Raw genomic sequence first — 17,551 nt, 5'->3', positions numbered from 1 at the left:
TTGACGCCCAGGTCAGTTGTATCCGCCGCGATCCTTGCCATAGTGGGAAAGACAGCAGGCTGACGTAGTTGCGTGAGTAACTCTCGTAAAAGAGGTTTTTGGCCACAAGCGTTGATGGCTTCGTAGGACTTGTTCCAACTCACTCCCTGATCGGAACGGTTTGGAAGATTTCTTGGCGCTGGTATGCTTGCCACACCAGGTCCGAGATCCACGTGGTGAGTCATGTTGTTTCGTTCTGTCTTGGAAAACTGTAGTCGTCGGGGCAGCATATCAGAAGGCAATGTAGCGAAGACCTCCCCAGAATAGGTAGGGATCTATCCGCCCTTGATGCTGAGTTGGCCCGGGTTCAACCTTGAGCATAGTCTGTCGAACGCCATCCGGAACTGCCCCCTTTTCGTCATGAAGAACTGCCCCCACCATCGGACGTTTGATGGTCGCTTCCGCCGGTGACGGGACGGAGGGAGGCGGAGCCGACCGGACGGCCGTCACCGGCGGTCGGCGGTTTGATGAAGCCACTCTTGGCGCGGAGTCGGTAGCTGTCGCCGCGGATCGTCAGCACGTGGCGGTGGTGCAGGAGCCGGTCGAGGATCGCGGCAAGAAGACGCGCCTCCAGTAGACGATCCACCGGAAGCGGCGGATCTGCTTTGAGGCCGTCGTCTACGTTCGCCAGTCGACGGCAGACCAGGTCATCAACAACCGCGAGAGCGAGCGCCGCTAGTACGGCTTGGCCGACCTTGCCCGGCAGCTGGGCTGGAGCGAGGTGGCCGCAATCGACGACGAACTCGGTCGCTCTGGTGGCGGCACCGCGCGTCCCGGTTTCGAGAAGCTGCTCGCCGCCATTTGCGAAGGGCAAGTTGGCGCTGTGGTCTCGAGTGAGGCCTCTCGGCTGGCGCGCAACGGCAGGATTGGCATACGCTCCTGGAGTTCTACGGGCTCGTTGGAACACTGATCGTCGATGAGGATGGCGTCGACGATCCTCGCCATCCCAACGATCGCCTTCTGCTGGCATGAAAGGCACGATGAGCGAGATGGAGCTGTCTATCGTTCGGCAACGCTCGCTTGAAGCCTTGGAGCAGAAGGCACGCAGGGGTGAGCTCTTCCTCAACGTCGCCATCGGCTATCTCAAGGTCTCCAACGATCGGATCGACAAGGACCCTGATCGGCGCATTCAGGAGGCGCTCGCACTCGTGTTCACCAAGTTTGCCGAGATGCAGACACCGCGCCAGGTCCACCTCTGCTTACGGCAGGAGCGAATCACTTTGCCCGGGGGGCGGCCATGGCCCCGAGGGCCGCCACGTCGAATGGAAGTTACCAGTGTACAATACGATCTACCACATCCTGACCAATCCCGCCTATGCTGGCGCCTATGTCTTCGGGCGCTCGGGCAGTCGGGTGACGATCGAGGCCGGCCGCAAGAGGATCGTGCGGGGCTTCCGGCGCGAGCGCAACGACTGGGAGGTTTTGATCAAGGACCACCATGAGGGCTACATTACGTGGGCGGAGTTCGAGAAGAATCAGGGCCTGATCACCGACAACGCCAACGGAAAACGCTTCATGAGTCGAGGCTCGGTTCGCAGCGGCGAAGGCCGGCTCGCGGGTTCTTCGTTGCGGCCACTGCGGCCGCAAACTTCACGTTACCTACAGCGGTACGCACAGTACTGTCGGGCGGTATCATTGCCGCGGTAGCCAGATCAACCATGGTGGAGACCCGTGCATCTCATTAGGCGGTCTGCGCGCGGATCGCGCGATCAGCGCGGAGGTCATCGCGCGGCTGCAGCCGCTGGGTATACAGGCAGCGCTGGCGGCCATGGAAGCGCGCGGCTGTGAACACGCCGACAAGCTGCGTCAGCTCGAGTTGACTCTGGAGCAGGCACGCTACGAGGCAACTCGCGCTCCTCGGCGATACGAGGCTGTCGATTCGGACAATCGCCTTGTTGCCGGCGAGCTGGAGCGGCGCTGGAACGAACGCCTGGTCGCTGTCCGCGAGCTTGAGGGCAAGCGCGACACGTTGTTGGCTACGCCGGAGATGACGTTGAGCGACATCGATCGCGATCGGTTACTTGGTCGTCCGTTAAGAAGCCGGATTGATCGAGGCTGGCCGGGCGAGCGTGCGCCATAGCTGGGCCAGGAACAGGCACAAGAGATATCTCAGCCAGGCGAGGATGCGGCGGAAGTTGTGTCCGACGGCTGAGAGGACGACGTTGGCGGCATCGCCGGCGCGGCCTTTGAGGTAGCAGCGCCCGAGGTGGCCTTCCGCCTTCAGGTGTCCGATGATGGGCTCGATGGCGGAGCGGCGGCGCAGCTCGCGCTTGATGACACCGAAAACGCCGCGCTTCTGGCCGGAGATGAAGACGCGACGGGGATTTTGTGCGTCGTGGCCGCGGTATCCCTTGTCGACATAGGCCCGCTCGATCGGACAGCCGGTGAGTGTCTCGGTGCGGTCAATGACGTCCCGCAAGGTGTGACCGTCGTAGGGGTTGTCGGGCAGTGCGCTGGCGTGCAGCACGAACAGGCCACCGGGAGCCCGGCGGTTGTTGGTGACGATGGAGGCCTTCACGCCGAACTCGTAAGGCGCGCTGGCCTTGCCCTTGCCGATGCACTCCACTTCCGGGGCATGGAAGGAATAGAGCTTCCAGCCGCGCTGGCGCTGCTGCTGCGAGCGGATCTGCGTGGCCCGGCCGAGCGGGAGGGCGAACGCCTGCTCCAGTGCTGGCTGGCCTTCGATCTTGCGGCGGATGTCGCGGATGATCCGGCCCAGCCGGCTACGCAGGATACGCAACTGCCGCTGATGCCGCCTGAACTGTTTGGCATGGGCGTAGCGGCCGGCCATCATCGCGGCGGCCTTGGCGATGCGAGCATAGGATTGCCGCAGCCTGACGCCGTGCCTGATCGCCAGGCGGTTGAGCCCCTTGATGGCCGCATGCAGCAGCTTGGCATCGGTCGGAAAGGTGATGGCCTTCGGCTGCACCGTGGTGTCGACCGTAACCCGCTTGAGGTCCTGGCTGCGTAATGCACCGGCCTCGTGCGCTACCCGCAAGCTCTCGGCCAGCAGCAACTCCAGCTTGTCGCCAAGCCGCTTGCGCCAATGGCTCAGGTCCGAGCGCTCGTGCGGGAACGTGTGCTGAAAGAACTCTTCCCCGGTGAAGAACTGGAAGTATGGGTCATGGACCCAGCGCTCGCACACCTCCTCATCGGACAGCCCGTAAATGTGCTTGAGCAACAGCAGACCGATCATGAAGCGCGTCTCGATCCCGGGCCTGCCGTTCTCGCTGTAGAGCGGCGCGATCTCGCCGTCGATCCAGTCCCAATCGACCTTGCCGGCGAGCAGAACCAGCTCGTGCTTCATATTGATGATCTGGTCGAGCCGAGCCCGGAACAGATCGTTCGATCCCGTCGTCTTGTGCTTCTTCGGCCGCATCGTTCCCTCCGATGCAGACAAGGAATCATGCTTCCCGCTTCGAGGGAATCCACGAAAACCAAATCGCAAGGTTCTGACGCCCAAAGCATCAAAACCTTGCAATCTGGAAATGCCCCTTAGCCCAAATCGAGATTCCCGATCAGTGGCTTAGTCCTTCTTCACGGACGACTACTTGCGCTTGATTCCGAACTCAAGAGAGCTTGGGAAAGTCCGGGTGCAACAGCTGCGACGCGCAACAGGATCATCCGAAGCTTCATCAATGAGATCGTTGTGCGCATGCGCGACGAGGTGCTGGACTTGATTGTCCACTGGCATGGCGGCGATCACACGGCATTGCAGGTGAGGAGGAACCGCACCGGCGAGCACCGCGGCGGATGTGGTCGATCTCGTTCGTGTCCTCGCGCGTCAGATGCCCGACAGCATCATCGCCGCGGTTCTCAACCGCGCCAGTAGGTCGACAGGGCGTGGCAACAGTTGGGCCCGCGTCCGCGTCCGCGTTCGCAGTCTGCGCAACCAACACGCCATCGCGGCCTACCGAGAGGACGAGCGCGCCCAGCTGCGTTGAAAGTCAGTCCTTCGACGGCTCGCCGTCTGATCGAAGAACAGAGCTTGCCTGCGCAGCAGCTGTGCAAAGGCGCACCGTGGATGGTCAAAGCGGTTGATCTGGAACATCCCCAAGTCAAGGGCGCGGCGGTTCCGGCGGCCATCGTCTGGCGATCCGGGTCAAAAAGAAACTCAACTCCAAGGGGGTAGCGAGGTGGGCAGCATGAACCTGACTCGAGCGCGCGAGCAGCAGCACGTTCTCGCCGTTGGCGATCCAACGTGACGGCGGCCAGGTCGCGGATCTGCTTCGGTCGATCGACGGCTGCGTCTATGATCCTTGCGCACGACCTCGCGCTCGCACAGTAGGATCAGCGTCTCACGCGCCGACAGGTTCACGCGCGCCGTCTCGTCGGGCAGGTTGTCGAGCTGGTCGCGGATGCCGGAGAGCTGCGAGCGCGCCAGCATGGCCCCCAGCCAATCGATTGGTGCTTCGGTGACCTTCTTTGTACGCACCATCAGAAGCTCCCTCCGATCGTAGCTTCGTATTCGGCAAGAGGACGTAACAACGAGGGCAGTGGTGAAGGCGCCGGCACTGTCGGTGTCGCGGTTGCTGGTTGGCAGACCGCGCCATCGCGACAGGCAACCCCGTCGAGGTGGGCGAACTCGACGATCCGCAGCCGGCGATCCTCCGATTGCCTGTGACCGCAACCTCGCGCATGCCATGGTGGATGCGCACCTCGCCAGCCGCGACCGTCACCGCCACGCGCTCGCTGATCAGCCGCCAGGGTACCGTAGTTGTTCGTATCGATCTCGACAGCACAATCGTTGCCGACGACGCGGGCCAGTTCGCGCGGCGATCCGAGCGACGCCGAGCGGCTTCGACCGGTGTACCTCGTCACACGCAAAGCGAGTGATCGGCGCCACGCCCGTCGTGCCGTGGATACGTACGTTCGCCACCCCGCCCTCCCACTCGGCGAGATGCGTCTCGAATGCCTCCCAGCTCGCGAAGGAATGCCCCGCGATCACGCTCTTCTTCACGTAGCGGACGCCATTCTCCGTCTTGCCCTTTGTGCGCGCCCGATACGGTGCGCAGGCGCGAGGACGGAAGCCCCAATGCTTCGCGAACGTGATGAGCTTGTCGTCAAACTGAACCGACCGGCTCACCTGTCGTGGCGCACCACGAGCGCGCGTGGATTGTCCTTCAGCACTTCCTCCGGCAAGGTCGTGAATGCGCTCTCGAGCCCAGCGAACCAGTGCTCTTGCTTTTCGGCGCGGGTCGCCACGAACACAAATGCTTTGACCTTCGCCCCGCCGATATCGACCAGACGCTCGCCGAAGTCGATCTGTAGCTGCCGCCCCGGGGGCGTCTCGAACCGGGTCGTCGCCAGAGCTTCGGCCTTCAGTGCCTGGCGGTAGGGCTGCACGGCGCGTCGCAGCGTTCGCCGGCTGACCGCCAAGCCGTTTTCGGCCAACAGGTCGTGACGGACCGCATCCGCATTGCCGCGATGTCGAATGAACCTCTCGCGCAGCCAGCCTTCAAGGCCATGACCCGCTTCGCCCGCTCAGGCGACTTGAAGGCTTCACCCACCCGCGCCACGTAGTCCTTCACCGTCTGCAGCCCAGCTGGCGCGCAATCCGCTTCAGACCTCACCCACACACCCTCAGGTGCAACATCTCCGTCACGTCATCCGGCGTATTCATCACCTGCCCCTGTGAATTACTCCACGACAAGCCTTTGATTCGTTAGAGCTGGCCCCGCAAATTCGGACAGTAGCTTGAGTGGATTTTCTGCCTGACAGCGGCGAGGATTCTTGCTGCGAATCAGGAGCGAAGATGACGAAGAAGAGCCGCCGGACGCATTCTCCGGCATTCAAGGCGAAGGTTGCTTTGGCTGCGGTCAAAGGAGACAAGACACTGGCGGAGCTGGCGCAACTGTTTGATGTTCATCCGAACCAGATCACGATCTGGAAAAACCAGCTCCTGGAAGGCGCCGCCGGCGTGTTTGGGCATGACAAGACATCGGCCGAGACGCCGGTCGATTTGAAGGCGTTACATGCCAAGATCGGCGAGCTGGCGTTGGAAAACGATTTTTTGTCCGGCGCGCTCACCAAGGCGGGCCTGCTGAGCGCAAAGCGATGATCGACCGCGGTCATGATCTTTCTATCGTGCGCCAGGCGAAGGTCCTGAAGCTGGCTCGCAGCACGGTCTACTATGAACCTCGGCCAGTTTCGGCCGAGGACCTTGCCTTGATGCGTCGGCTCGATGAGCTGCATCTCGATTATCCCTTCGCGGGAGCGCGTATGCTGCGATCGTTGCTGCGGCGGGAGGGGGTATACGCCGGTCGCCGCCACATCGCGACGCTGATGAAGCGCATGGGGATCGAGGCGGTCTATCGTCGCCCGAACACGAGCAAGCCGGCTCCGGGTCACAAGATCTACCCGTACCTGTTGCGCGGATTGAAGATCGAGCGGCCCGACCATGCGTGGGCAATGGACATCACCTACATTCCGATGCGGCGTGGCTTCGTCTATCTCGCGGCGGTCGTCGATGTGTTCAGCCGACGGGTCCTGGCCCATCGCGTCTCGATCACAATGGAGGCGGCCTTCTGCGTCCAAGCGGTCCAGGAGGCGTTGGCGAAGCACGGCAGACCCGAGATTTTCAACACGGATCAGGGCAGCCAGTTCACCAGCCTCGAGTTCACCGATGTGCTGCTGGACGCGAAGATCGCCATCAGCATGGACGGCAAGGGCGCCTGGCGCGACAACGTGTTTGTCGAGCGGCTCTGGCGCACGGTCAAATACGAAGAAGTTTATCTCCGCGCCTACGACAGCGTGTCCGAGGCGCGAGCGTCAATTGCCAAGTATCTGGCCTTCTACAATCAGGGACGCCCTCACTCGAGCCTTGACGGGCGCACGCCCGACGAGGCTTACTTCGGCACGCAAGCTATGGTGATGGCCGCATGACCGTCGCCGACGATTTTGTCGTCGCTCTGGTCGGGCTACGCCCTCCCGACGCAACGACAAAATCGTAAAGCCCCGCGTTCAGCATAACCCGGCAGGAATCCACTTAAATCCAGCGGGGCGCTGTCCAAACAACCGGGGCCAGCTCTGTTCCTCGTTCATTCGCTCTCTCCTCGGCTATCCAAGGAGGGGGCAATTCCTCGTGACGTCGAGGGGGCAGTTTTCGATGGCGCGCGCGACAGCGAGCCGACTTTGTTGTATCAGTCTGGCTCTGCCCTTTGGCAGAGCCAGAAAGCCAAACAAGCTCGGCCGAAGCTGTCTCGATGGGAGAACTCCAGCCATCTTGGGACGTCAAACAGCACGCGCCATGTTCGATGCGGAGCGCGTTTTCGTACGATCGCTGTCGCTACTGTCGATCAGGTTGGCAGCAGCCATGTGCACTCCACGACAACATACTCCGGAATGCTGTCCAGCGAGGACTTGCCGACGGCCCGAATTTGACGCGTCTGAATGCCAACGGGCGATCGAAGCGATTACCCCTTCTGGGAGTAAAGAGTCGGAATTCGGTGGAGGAGCTCGCCCGGACCTCAACGACGAAAAATCAATGGGGCCGCGAGACGATGCAGTCCCGCGGCCTCGCCACCGGAATTTAGTGAAAAGACAGTTTAAGTATAAAATCCCTCAGCCGGTGTTCTTTCAAGTAGAACACCGTGTTCCAACACTTGCCAATCCGGACAGCTACGGGGAAACGCGTGCAACCGCAGACCAATGCGGCCGCGAGATCGATGAAGAAGCCGGTAAAATTACGGTTCGCCTGTCCTATTCGCCTGTCATAACGGGTGCCAAGCGTCGAAAGAGTGTATCAGCGAGCAGAAGCAGCGCTCGATGCTATGCGCTGTTTGTAGTCGTCGGCGTCGTGCGTAATGGTGATCCTGCAGGTGCCGTTTGAGCGTATCATTGCTGTTGCGCTGATTGCGCGATGTTCGTGCATAACTGCCGGTTGCCGAGGCCCGCTTCAGCGTACGGCTTCCGTTCGCTTAAACCATTTCCTCGGTAAGCCAATGTAGTAGCCGCGCATGCGAAGCTCTGCCTCTCATCTATTGATGTGTTTCGCAAGCGGAACACACCACCGACACGATTGATTATTGCCTCACGCATCTCACGCGCATCGCGTGACGGAGACTTCGCGACGACCGACCTAGTGCTGACGCCAGAGGCCGCCACGCCAGCGGCCGGATCGGTACTCGCGGCTCGTTGCTGGGAAGTCCGGCCTTCAGACCGGCGTGTCGTAGGTGATGGGATAACGCTCTGGAAACGGCCCTCCTGCGTAGTCAATCTCCGCGGCGGGACGGACGCCCCGGATTTGCAGGATGCGGCGAACGATTTCCGGAACTTGGATGCGGCTGATCTGGTCGCCGAGGCAGGTGTGCATCCCGTAGCCCAGATGCATGTAGACCGACTCCGGCCGGTCGATCGCGAAGCTGGACGGCGCCGGCAGTTGCAAGCCATCGCGCATCGCCGACCGGGTCGAGATCAGCACCGTGCTGCCGGCCTTGATTGTCGTCGCGCGCAGCGAGCCCTTGGCTATCCGGTAATCGGTCCGGCAGTGGCGCACCACGAACGGATTGATCGGGTTGAAGCGCAGCGCTTCCCAGCAATAGCGATACATCAGATGGTCGTTGTTGCTGCTGGCGACGTCGATGGCCTCCTTCAGGATCCTCGGGCGCTTGAACAACTCGTCGAGCAGCTGCACGATGGCCGCCGATGTGGTCTCAATCCCGCCGACCAGTGTGCCCATCATATTGGTAATAATGCGTTCGTCGGCGAAGCCGATCGAATCGTCAAAATGGCTATTCAGCAGGCGGCTGAACACGTCCTCGAGCGGCGCCCCATTTTTCAGCTGCTCGCGCCGCTGCGGGAGCAGTTGTGTCAGATAGGCGCGCATCTCCTGCCCAGCGTCAATGTTGTCCTGGTGCACCTTCGGATCTTTGTCCAGGTTGTGAAACATGTCATATTGCGTCGCGCGCGACCAGCGGAACATCGAGGCCAGATCGGGGCCGGGAAAGCCGAAATATTCTCGGGTCAGCTGAATGGGCACCAGGCGCGACAACGTGCTGACCACCTCGATCTGGTTCTGGGTATAGATCTGCTTTTCGACAGACGCATTGGCGAGGCTGCGCACCTTCTGGCGAATTGCCGGCAGATCCTCCATGCGCATGAAGGCGCGCATGATACCCTTGTCGCGCTGGTTTATTTCGGTGCAGTCGCGGCCGAGCATGAAGGGGCCGACCGAAGGGTCCATCATTGGCGCATAGGTGACGTTGAAGATGTCGGGGCGGCTCAGCGCTTCCTGCACGTCGGGGAAGCGGGTGATGAACACCGGCCCCGCGGCGCCCAACGCCAGGTTGGGCCTGACGCGCCGGATGAATGCGAACAATGCATCCGGATGTTTGGCGATCATCCATTTCAGGAACTTCGCCGCCGGCCCCTGTTTCTGTTCCGCCATTGCTGCCGCACCCTAACTCCGAAAAGCTTCGCCTGGTCGGTCGATCCGGGCTTCCGTCCACCTTTCCCCCTGCGGGAGCGAGATGGTCTTCGCTATTGCTCCAGTTGGAGCTGACCCAATCAATTTCAGATCGACTTGAGGAACTCGATGATTGCGTTGCGCTCCTCCGGAGACAGCGCAGGGCCAATGACGCCCTCATGCTTCTCGTTCGAGAATTCGTGGCCGGTATTGCGATTGGCGGGCCTCGACGTATCGATGATGAAGTAGCCCTTGCTGTCGTAGGTCCTGCCTTCAGGAGCGACCGTCCGTGTCACGATACCGACGCGGACAGGATCGAAGCTGGGCTCACCGAGCAGGAAGACTTGTGGGCGCTCCGCAACCGGGCTGAGCAGATCGTAGATCGTCGGCACCGAGCCGTTGTGCAGGAACGGCGCAGTCGCCCATACGCCGTTCAGCGGACGCGCCTTATAGCCGAAACCTGCCGCTAGACAGTTCGGCCGATCGCCTTCGATCTCCGCTTGGACCGTCCCGGTCGACCGAAGCCATTCGTCGATGCCGGATTGGACCACGGCGCCGAGCGCAAGCGCGTAGAGTTGCATCGCATGGTCCGAGAGGTGGATCGTATCCAGCGTGTTGTCAGCCTTCCGTTGGCAGACATCGATGTCGAGGCCGAGCCCTGGGCTGCTCTGGCCCGCCCTGGCCAGTTCGCTGCCGGCGGTGTCCACGGTGCGATTGCGCAGCACGTCGCCCTGGGCCGGATCGGTGCCGATATGGCTTTGCTTGATGATCTTGACGTTGAGTACGGATTCCCTCGTCTGCTTCTCCTGCCCATCGCGACCGCGCCAGCGGATAGGGCCGAAGTTCTTCCAGAACTCCGCGTCCGGGGCCTTGCCGTGCACGATGTCCGGCGTCAGCGCTGGAAGATGGCAGCCGCTGCAATGTTTGTCGTAGAGTTGGGCTCCCACGGCGGCCTTGGCTTTGTCGATCGCAGGAAAGCTGTCGGGCCAGGCTGGCGCATTCAGTCCGGTGAAGGCTTTCGCCACCAGCGGCAGGTCCTTTCCAGCGAGCTGTTGTTCGATCCAGTGCAGATTATCGAAGGGGATGCTGCTGGCAAAACGTCCCCCCTTGGGCGGGGCGGTGAGGTTGAGCTCCGCCGAAACCCCCATCGCCTCGCCGGCATTGCGCACCAATGGCTGCATAATCGAGCCGTCGTACTGCACCCAATCGAACCATGACGATGTCCAGATGTGCGGGTAGCTGACAGGGGCGTTGAGGTTGACGTAGTTGCCGTAGCGCTTGGGGTCGAGTGCGAACACCTGGTTGCCGATGCGATTGAGCGCATCGAGGCGGGTAAACCCTTCCGTGACGTCGATCCCAGCGGGCTGATCGATCAGAGCACCAAGTATTCCATCGAGCTCCTTGGACAGTTGGACGCGTGTAAGATCGCTGTACTCGGTTCCTAAAACGCGCTTCGCGAACCGCCCGAAGCGACCGTCGAAGAAGGGTAGCTTTGCCGACAAAGCGGTCTGTGCGAGCGCAGCGCGGAGCGCATTTGTCAATTGACCGAGATCGGTCACGGCGGGGCCGCCTTCAATGACATAGCGCTTCTCTTTGAAGATCAGTTGGCCGGTATGGCACGCGGCACAGGTCAATCCAACGGCAGTCTCCTTACGCGAAAGTCCGCGGATCGACTGAAACGGCGAATATGCAAAGCCGATCGGCAAACCGTACTCATTGTTCTCGCTTTCGGCAGACTCTATGAATCCAAACCGCAGTAAATAGCGGTTGTCAGAAAACCGTTCTCGTTTGAAAAAGGGGATAGCGAAAGGCGAGTTCAGCGGCGCTTCCAGGGCGAGAAACCATGACAGCGGGATCGGTAAGGTCTGCGTGCCCTGGGCTTTATGATGGAATCGATCGGCGTCTTCGGCGTTCCAGCCCTGATCGAGCGAAACCTGCTCGCTCGCGGAAACCGGTTCAGGGAGACCAGGCGGCGTCAGAGCTTCGATTGTCGCGCCAAGCTGGGAGCTGGTCATGACTGCGATCAAAGCAATGACCACGATGATCGCCAGAAGAACAAGAAAGCGTCGCCACCAAAGGCGCCGAATTGCGCTGGTAACTGTCGACATGGCTCCCCCGTGTCAGCGAACGGCCTCCAGCAGAGAGCCGTGCAAACAGTAATACTACAACTACATGATCTTGTAGGCTTACCCCTGCTGTTGACGTCCTTGAGACGCGATCACTATTCTTTCTGACGTCACAATCGGTGGTCTGTGGAATGGGCGAACTTGACCGCATAACAAGAACATCTAGAGCGTTCGGACGAGCTCTTGTTCGAGCCGCCATCCCATCCTCGCGATCGAATTTGCAGTGACGTTGGGTCCGCTGTGGGAGATCGGGGGGCTGTAATCCGCGGGAACGCGAGCGAACGGAATTGGCCGGGCGCCTGAGGGCAATAGGCTCGCACTCGGAGATCAGGACTCCGTAGGGCGCAATGACCATGAGCATACATCCGGCCACGCCGATCACGATGATGCAGACGGCGAATTCGAGCCAAGCAACGCGGCTACCATTTAACGGCTTCGTTTGGCAAGCACGATGACGGCGCGGCTGACCTGAATTAGCAGCATCGGCGTCAGGCTGTAGCCCGCGACAATGCTCCACATCGTGAGCGTCGGTGGCAGACGTGGAAGACCTCTGTCATCGGCGGCCAGTAGAGAGGGACTGCGAGCAGAGGGCCGTACAGGCCGAGCGCAGCCAGACCCATGGATTGCGCGTGAACTCGTTGAAAACGGTACCGGAGCGGCTGCTGCGCATGGCGACGACGCGCCAGAGTTGTGCGAATGCGACGGCGAGGAATGTGGTGGTGACTATGGCCTCGCCCGTCCAGCCGGGCCGAAACCGCCAGTGTCCCCGCGGTTCTCGCGCTTACGAAGGAAGGCCTCATATCCCTCCGGGTCAACCTCCTTCAGGCGGTTCAGCGCGCGCTTAGCTTCCAGATCGGCGGACTTGCTATGACGCTGTTTGATCTTTTTACTTTTGCTTCCATCTCTGCGAGCTGTCCCGTTGCTGTTGGTACACTCTCGGGTATTGTCTCGAGCTTCGCGCTTGGTCGCGTCTCTTCGAGGCCTTCGACGCACCGATTGGGATGACGAGATGCTGCGGCTCGAATTGAACGACCTTCTCGAAGGTGGGTTTGAGCCGCTCGACGATCTGCACGAGGCCGTCCAGGCGCTGCTCGACCATCCGCGGCGGCGGCGGCGGCGGCTCCGGCGGCCTGCTGCCCGCAGGGCTGATCCAAGCGACCAAGTTTGCATCGTCGCTGTTGAAATGGTTGAAGTCGAGTCGACGTCAGCATCGTCACCTCCGGAGACGTCGGCGTCGCGGCACCGGAAGCTCTGGCAGTATTCCGAGAACGGCACGATCCCCGGCACCGACGACACCTAGCAAGGGATCGACTGCATGGCCCATCCTTCCGCGCAAACGCTCGGGTACCCACGCTAGTAGCCGTGTGCGAGCAGTAACGCCGTCGTGGTCTAGTCATCTGGAACGGAAGTTCGTGACATTAGTTGATCGCTCGGATCTCTAGAGAGGAGAGCGCTCGTGGCGAATGCAGGTGTGAAAGGCCGGCCGATCGCGCCGTTGGTGCTGAGTTCGCAGGAGCGGGCGTACTTGGAGAGGCAAGTTCGTCGTCATCGTGTAGCCCGATCGCTATCTGAGCGATGCCGCGCGATCCTGCGGTGTGCAGATGGTCTGCCAAGCAAGTCTGTGGCTGCCGAACTTGGCATCCATGAACACACCGTCGGCAAGTGGCGCCGCCGATTCTTGAAGGATCGTTGTGATGGCCTGCTTGACGAAGCCCGCCCGGGCCGCCCTCGAACCATCGACGATGATCAGGTTGCCGAGGTAATCGAGCGGACATTGCGTACGACGCCGCCCGACGCAACGCACTGGTCGATCCGCTCGATGGCTGCGGATACTGGCTTTTCTCACACCACGATCCGCCGAATGTGGACGGCGTTCGGCTTGCAGCCGCACCGCAGCCAGACATTTAAACTATCGAGCGATCCGCTATTCGTCGATAAGGTGCGCGATATTGTCGGGCTTTATCTGTCGCCGCCTAACCGAGCCGTTGTCCTCAGTGTCGATGAGAAAAGCCAGATCCAGGCACTCGATCGCGAGCAGCCGGTCTTGCCGATGATGCCTGGGGTGCCGGAACGTCGCACGCATAGCTATGTGCGGCATGGTACGACCACGCTGTTTGCCGCGCTCGATGTCGCTTCCGGCTTCGTCATTGGCAAATGCTACAAGCGCCATCGGGCGCTCGAGTTCTTGAAGTTTCTCAAAGAGATCGACGCTCAAATCCCTGAGGGGCTCGCTGTCCATATCGTCATGGACAACTACGCTACCCACAAGACCCCCAAGATTAAAGCGTGGCTCGCTCGCCGGCCGCACTATCATGTCCACTTCACGCCGACTTCCGCGTCGTGGATCAATCAGATCGAGCGCTGGTTCGCTGAACTCACCAGAAAGCAGATCCGGCGAGGTGTTCACACCTCCGTCAGGCAGCTCGAAGCCGACATCCGTACCTTCATCGAATTGCACAACAACAACCCGAAGCCCTTCAAATGGACCAAGTCCGCAGACCAGATCTTGGCTTCCGTCAAACGCTTTTGCCACAAAGCCCAGCAGACTCTATGTGGCGAACTTTAGATTCATGTGACTAGCTGCTGTTGTTAGTTGGTAAACTCACCGCCGTTTGTCGTGCTGGTGATTGCAACGCCGTTAACGCATGTTGTCAACAGCCGTTAACGTAAGCGGATCAACTTTCCGGACACGATGCAACCGCAGGCATAAATACACGTTCGTCTGCCTATTTTATAAGGCAGGCCGATCGTCGCAGCCAAAAACCTTTCCGAACATCGAATAGCGGCGAACAAGCGTAAACATCGACACGCACTGCTTTTGGCGACAATCAAAACGACCATCGACTCGTGCTCGTGACGATGACGAACGATGGTCAATCAAGCCACATCGGCATGGGATTCTGAGGAGGTGTCGCTTCTGCAATGCATGTGGAGCGCGGGCCACTCGGTGTCTGCGAGGGGTGGCGATGCGTATCTCGCAACGCCATCATCGGCAAGGTCAAGCGCATGAGAGCTCGCCGAGGCCAAGCAACGCAACAGGGACAAACGACGGCAAAGTCAGCAGCAGTCGCTATCGACTTTGATCCGGCGCTCGTGCAGGAGATGCTCGCCAAGATCGATGGCTATCACGCCGATCTCGCATCCGAACGCGGTTCGTCGATGGCGCGGTGTCGCAACATCCGCGATGTCGATCAGCAACGTCTACAAGGAAGTCAAAGCGCGGAGCTCATCGGCAACCCAACCATCGGCCGTCGCCCCGCGCGAGGGCAAGCGCCTCGAACAGCCGCGGCAGCCGCTGACAGAGCACGGAGCGGTTGTCGCGGCAGGCCTTGTGGCCCAAGGCGCAAGCAATCCAGCTCTTGCAGACGCCGGTCGGGCCGATGATGAGCAGGTTCTGATGCCGGTCGATCCACTCGCCGGCGACGAGCTTTTGGAACAGCGGCTTGTCGAGCCCGCGCGGCGCCTTCATGTCGATAGTCGATCCAGTCCCAATTGATCTTGCCGGCGTGCTGAACCAGTTCGTGCTCCATGTTGATGACCTGCTTGAGCCTGGCCCGGAACAGATCACCTTCGTCCGTCGCCTTCGGCTTCTTCGGTCGCATCGGCTCCTCCCGATACGAGCGCCGAATCATGCCGTGCGATTCGAGGGAATCTCAAACTGCAAATTGCAGGTTCCGAGCTACCGCACTGTCAAAGCCTGCAATCACAAAATCGCCGCAGCCGAAAAACAACGACTCCAGATCAGCCCCTTACCTGTTCTTCACGGACGACTAAGGAGGCACGGATGAATCGATCCATGAGTCAAAAACCAGGCGCACGCTTTACCGAGAAGCAGGGCCATTATCTGGCGTTCATCTATACCTATTCGCACATGTCCGGACGGCCACCCGCCGAATCCTGCATCCCCAGAAGCATCGAAGTCCTTGTGCCGCCAGAAAACTTGCCTATCCTAAGCTGGCCGGTATCAAACCATCAAGATCACTGTGACGAGCCACTAGCTAGTTTCGCCCTCACCTCGTGGCAAGAGGTTAATCGGATGCGTGTGGCGAGAATAACATCAAGCCGAAAGAACACCGAATTCCAGAGTACGCCTAAAGGTTGCCTGGAAGATCGGCGCGAACGTTTGATCCGCGCCTTGGCGAGTCCGAGCCGTCACGGCGCAGGACAGCGCTTCTCTATCCGAGCGAAGCCGCAGCGTCCGCTGCCTTAATCACCTCAGGTGATATTTATTGAGTAGTTCGCCAAGCTCAGTCGCTTCAATCTTTTTTAGAATGAGCTCGCGCAGGAACGCAGGTCCCGGGATCTCAATTTCATTGCCGTCGCGCAGTCTACCCATTGCTGCAAGCAGCTTGCGAATATCATAGGTCGAGTTGAATACCTCGGGCACGCCACGTTCAATCTTGAGGAGGATATACACGGCTTCCATCGCGGTCCGAACGGAGTATTCCGTCGTGAAGATACAATCCCGTTCACCCGACTCCGCGAACTGGCCGATGAAGGCGAAATTGACCGCATCTTTCGGCACAACATCTGGCCGGTCGCCCGCCTGCCGCGGCATGAAGAAGGAAGTGACGTAGGGCATCATCACCGGGACCGTCTTGGCGGCCCCAGCGGCGAGTTCCGGTATACTCGCAACCGGCACACCGAGGTGATAAAGCCATTCTTGCGTGATTTCCTCGCCCGTACAATCTTGCATCGGTTTCCTCACGTAGTCGCCGGCTTTATCGACGAATAGCGAATAGACCCAGACGACGACTTGATCGCTGGGCTGGCGCTTGAAATGCGGCTGGCGATTTGTGGTCCAACTGAGCAACCAGCTCGAATCTTTCACCGTAACGATGCCTCCTGTGACAACCTTGCCGCTGAACGGATCGCGTTTGGCGATCTTGCGGATGTATGCTGGAATGCGTTTGTCCAGGGTCGTGATCGTCGCCGATTCCCATTTGCTTGCAGGAATATTGCCGCAAAAGACATTTGGGCGTCCAAAGGCCGCATCTTTGGCCGCAATACGCCGCCACAGATCCCAGGCGGGCGCCGGTCCTTCGTTGAGCCTGGCGGCCGTGTGATGGTCCCCCATGTCCGAGTTTTCGGTCAGCGACCCGATCGTCATGAAAACAAGATCGTCGGCGCCAATAATGAGACTGCCCTCAATGCCATTCTCCAGCCAGCGGATGGCTGTGGCTTGCTTGCGGCCACGCTTTATGTCGAAATCGATATCGGTGACTCCGACCCCGTAGCGAAAGTTGACGCCTTGCGCCAACAGCCATTTGGATAACGGCAGAACGAGCGATTCATATTGATTGTATTTGGTAAACTTCAGCGTACTGAAATCCGGCAGGCCGCCGATATGGTGGATGAATCGATGCAGATAAAGTTTCATCTCGAGGGCTGAATGCCATTCTTCAAAGGCGAACATGGTCCGCCAATAGAGCCAGAAATTGCTGTTGAAGAAATCTCTTCCGAACACTTCGTCGATGCGCTTGGTCTCCATCTGCTTACGAGTGGCAAGAAAAAGGGCAATCAGCTCTTTCTGGGCCTGTTCGCTCAGTGTGAAGAGGCCATCGGTATGGGCATCCTGCCCCTGCTTCACCGTCGCCCGCCGTAGTGTGTAGTTCGGATCATCCTTGTTCAGCCAGTAAAACTCATCGAGCACGCTGGCGCCTTCAAGTTCGAGCGATGGGATCGAACGAAACAGATCCCAGAGACACTCGAAATGATCCTCCATCTCTCTACCACCTCGAATCACGAATCCCCTTTCCGGATCCTGACAACCGTCCAACGCGCCCCCCGGAACCGTCTGTCGTTCGAGGATGGTGATACGGTCGCCACGCAACTGCCCGTCGCGGATCAAGAAGGCCGCGCCGGAGAGCGCAGCCAACCCCGAACCAACGAACCATGCTGTCTTGCTATCCACGCCGGCGGGTTTGCGGGGCCGAGCAAAAGCTTCGTAATTTCCACTGGTGTAATACATCGCGACATT

The 17,551-nt window shown here is 60.0% G+C and carries 14 protein-coding genes and 2 pseudogenes; 8 read left to right on the top strand and 8 right to left on the bottom strand.

The features are described 5' to 3' along the window. Positions 1-397: 397 nt before the first annotated feature. Positions 398-853, bottom strand: coding sequence for an ATP-binding protein (locus AB5K84_RS04345; protein WP_018647508.1), 456 nt, complete (start codon positions 851-853; stop codon positions 398-400). Here AB5K84_RS04345 and AB5K84_RS04340 point away from each other — a divergent pair. The 3 genes and pseudogenes from AB5K84_RS04340 to AB5K84_RS04330 all read left to right on the top strand — a co-directional run bounded on the left by AB5K84_RS04340 (position 770) and on the right by AB5K84_RS04330 (position 2,119). Next, entirely contained in the window at positions 770-949 is a 180-nt protein-coding gene (locus AB5K84_RS04340; protein WP_277996271.1) for a recombinase family protein, read from the top strand. The genes AB5K84_RS04345 and AB5K84_RS04340 overlap by 84 nt on opposite strands. A gap of 140 nt (positions 950-1,089) precedes the next feature. Further along, positions 1,090-1,473 (top strand): annotated as a pseudogene (locus AB5K84_RS04335) (recombinase family protein); the annotation flags it as partial. Positions 1,474-1,807: 334 nt separating this feature from the next. Further along, on the top strand, positions 1,808-2,119 hold the full coding sequence (locus AB5K84_RS04330; RefSeq protein WP_441232374.1) for a hypothetical protein: 312 nt from the start codon (positions 1,808-1,810) through the stop codon (positions 2,117-2,119). On the opposite strand, the gene AB5K84_RS04325 is transcribed toward AB5K84_RS04330, so the two are convergent. Together AB5K84_RS04325 and AB5K84_RS04320 are read right to left on the bottom strand one after the other, a co-directional pair. After that, positions 2,072-3,418, bottom strand: coding sequence for an IS5-like element ISBj5_B family transposase (locus AB5K84_RS04325; RefSeq protein ID WP_011084757.1), 1,347 nt, complete (start codon positions 3,416-3,418; stop codon positions 2,072-2,074). The two genes, AB5K84_RS04330 and AB5K84_RS04325, sit on opposite strands and share 48 nt — an antisense overlap. A 735-nt stretch (positions 3,419-4,153) precedes the next feature. Then, entirely contained in the window at positions 4,154-4,477 is a 324-nt protein-coding gene (locus tag AB5K84_RS04320; RefSeq protein WP_014490252.1) for a hypothetical protein, read from the bottom strand. A 98-nt stretch (positions 4,478-4,575) separates the two neighbouring features. Here AB5K84_RS04320 and AB5K84_RS04315 point away from each other — a divergent pair, with 98 nt between their 5' ends. Continuing rightward, positions 4,576-4,875 carry a hypothetical protein gene (locus AB5K84_RS04315; RefSeq protein ID WP_028144341.1) on the top strand — a complete coding sequence of 100 codons (300 nt, stop codon included), beginning with the start codon at positions 4,576-4,578 and terminating at the stop codon, positions 4,873-4,875. A gap of 246 nt (positions 4,876-5,121) precedes the next feature. Here the strand turns inward: AB5K84_RS04315 and AB5K84_RS04310 are convergent, their stop codons facing one another. After that, positions 5,122-5,418, bottom strand: a complete 297-nt coding sequence (locus AB5K84_RS04310; protein ID WP_125459292.1) for a hypothetical protein — start codon at positions 5,416-5,418, stop codon at positions 5,122-5,124. A 376-nt stretch (positions 5,419-5,794) separates the two neighbouring features. On the opposite strand from AB5K84_RS04310, the gene AB5K84_RS04305 reads away from it, so the two are divergent. Beyond that, positions 5,795-6,924 (top strand): IS3-like element ISRj2 family transposase gene (locus AB5K84_RS04305; RefSeq protein WP_085967575.1). Its coding sequence is split into 2 segments (ribosomal slippage): positions 5,795-6,047 and positions 6,047-6,924, totalling 1,131 coding nucleotides; the frame shifts between segments, so codons are not numbered across the junction. A gap of 1,270 nt (positions 6,925-8,194) precedes the next feature. Here AB5K84_RS04305 and AB5K84_RS04300 read toward each other — a convergent pair. Then, positions 8,195-9,427, bottom strand: coding sequence for a cytochrome P450 (locus AB5K84_RS04300; RefSeq protein WP_011082852.1), 1,233 nt, complete (start codon positions 9,425-9,427; stop codon positions 8,195-8,197). Positions 9,428-9,552: 125 nt separating this feature from the next. Beyond that, positions 9,553-11,553, bottom strand: a complete 2,001-nt coding sequence (locus AB5K84_RS04295) for a c-type cytochrome (RefSeq protein ID WP_011082853.1) — start codon at positions 11,551-11,553, stop codon at positions 9,553-9,555. A gap of 1,027 nt (positions 11,554-12,580) precedes the next feature. On the opposite strand from AB5K84_RS04295, the gene AB5K84_RS04290 reads away from it, so the two are divergent. Together AB5K84_RS04290 and AB5K84_RS04285 are read left to right on the top strand one after the other, a co-directional pair. Beyond that, positions 12,581-12,871 carry a hypothetical protein gene (locus tag AB5K84_RS04290; protein WP_011082854.1) on the top strand — a complete coding sequence of 97 codons (291 nt, stop codon included), beginning with the start codon at positions 12,581-12,583 and terminating at the stop codon, positions 12,869-12,871. 156 nt (positions 12,872-13,027) lie between these two features. Continuing rightward, entirely contained in the window at positions 13,028-14,137 is a 1,110-nt protein-coding gene (locus AB5K84_RS04285; protein WP_011085265.1) for an IS630-like element ISBj5 family transposase, read from the top strand. A 675-nt stretch (positions 14,138-14,812) separates the two neighbouring features. Here the strand turns inward: AB5K84_RS04285 and AB5K84_RS04280 are convergent. Then, a pseudogene (locus AB5K84_RS04280) lies at positions 14,813-15,037 on the bottom strand (ATP-binding protein); the annotation flags it as partial. Positions 15,038-15,355: 318 nt separating this feature from the next. Here AB5K84_RS04280 and AB5K84_RS04275 point away from each other — a divergent pair. Then, on the top strand, positions 15,356-15,781 hold the full coding sequence (locus AB5K84_RS04275) for a hypothetical protein (RefSeq protein ID WP_223153801.1): 426 nt from the start codon (positions 15,356-15,358) through the stop codon (positions 15,779-15,781). Here the strand turns inward: AB5K84_RS04275 and AB5K84_RS04270 are convergent, their stop codons facing one another. Further along, positions 15,782-17,542, bottom strand: a complete 1,761-nt coding sequence (locus AB5K84_RS04270) for an oleate hydratase (protein ID WP_011082857.1) — start codon at positions 17,540-17,542, stop codon at positions 15,782-15,784. Between the last annotated feature and the right edge of the window lie 9 nt (positions 17,543-17,551).

Origin of the sequence: Bradyrhizobium sp. 1200_D9_N1_1 (genome assembly GCF_052075915.1) — a bacterium.
Lineage (GTDB): Bacteria > Pseudomonadota > Alphaproteobacteria > Rhizobiales > Xanthobacteraceae > Bradyrhizobium > Bradyrhizobium diazoefficiens.
The sequence above is the reverse complement of the archived record's forward strand: the minus strand, read 5'-3'. Positions and strand labels throughout refer to the sequence as shown.

Bases quoted from the DNA above. Each gene is read 5' to 3' on its own strand.
- AB5K84_RS04330 (WP_441232374.1), top strand. From the start codon at position 1,808: ATGGAAGCGCGCGGCTGTGAACACGCCGACAAGCTGCGTCAGCTCGAG.
- AB5K84_RS04325 (WP_011084757.1), bottom strand. From the start codon at position 3,418: ATGCGGCCGAAGAAGCACAAGACGACGGGATCGAACGATCTGTTCCGG.
- AB5K84_RS04320 (WP_014490252.1), bottom strand. From the start codon at position 4,477: ATGGTGCGTACAAAGAAGGTCACCGAAGCACCAATCGATTGGCTGGGG.
- AB5K84_RS04300 (WP_011082852.1), bottom strand. From the start codon at position 9,427: ATGGCGGAACAGAAACAGGGGCCGGCGGCGAAGTTCCTGAAATGGATG.
- AB5K84_RS04295 (WP_011082853.1), bottom strand. From the start codon at position 11,553: ATGTCGACAGTTACCAGCGCAATTCGGCGCCTTTGGTGGCGACGCTTT.
- AB5K84_RS04290 (WP_011082854.1), top strand. From the start codon at position 12,581: ATGCTGCGGCTCGAATTGAACGACCTTCTCGAAGGTGGGTTTGAGCCG.
- AB5K84_RS04275 (WP_223153801.1), top strand. From the start codon at position 15,356: ATGAATCGATCCATGAGTCAAAAACCAGGCGCACGCTTTACCGAGAAG.
- AB5K84_RS04270 (WP_011082857.1), bottom strand. From the start codon at position 17,542: ATGTATTACACCAGTGGAAATTACGAAGCTTTTGCTCGGCCCCGCAAA.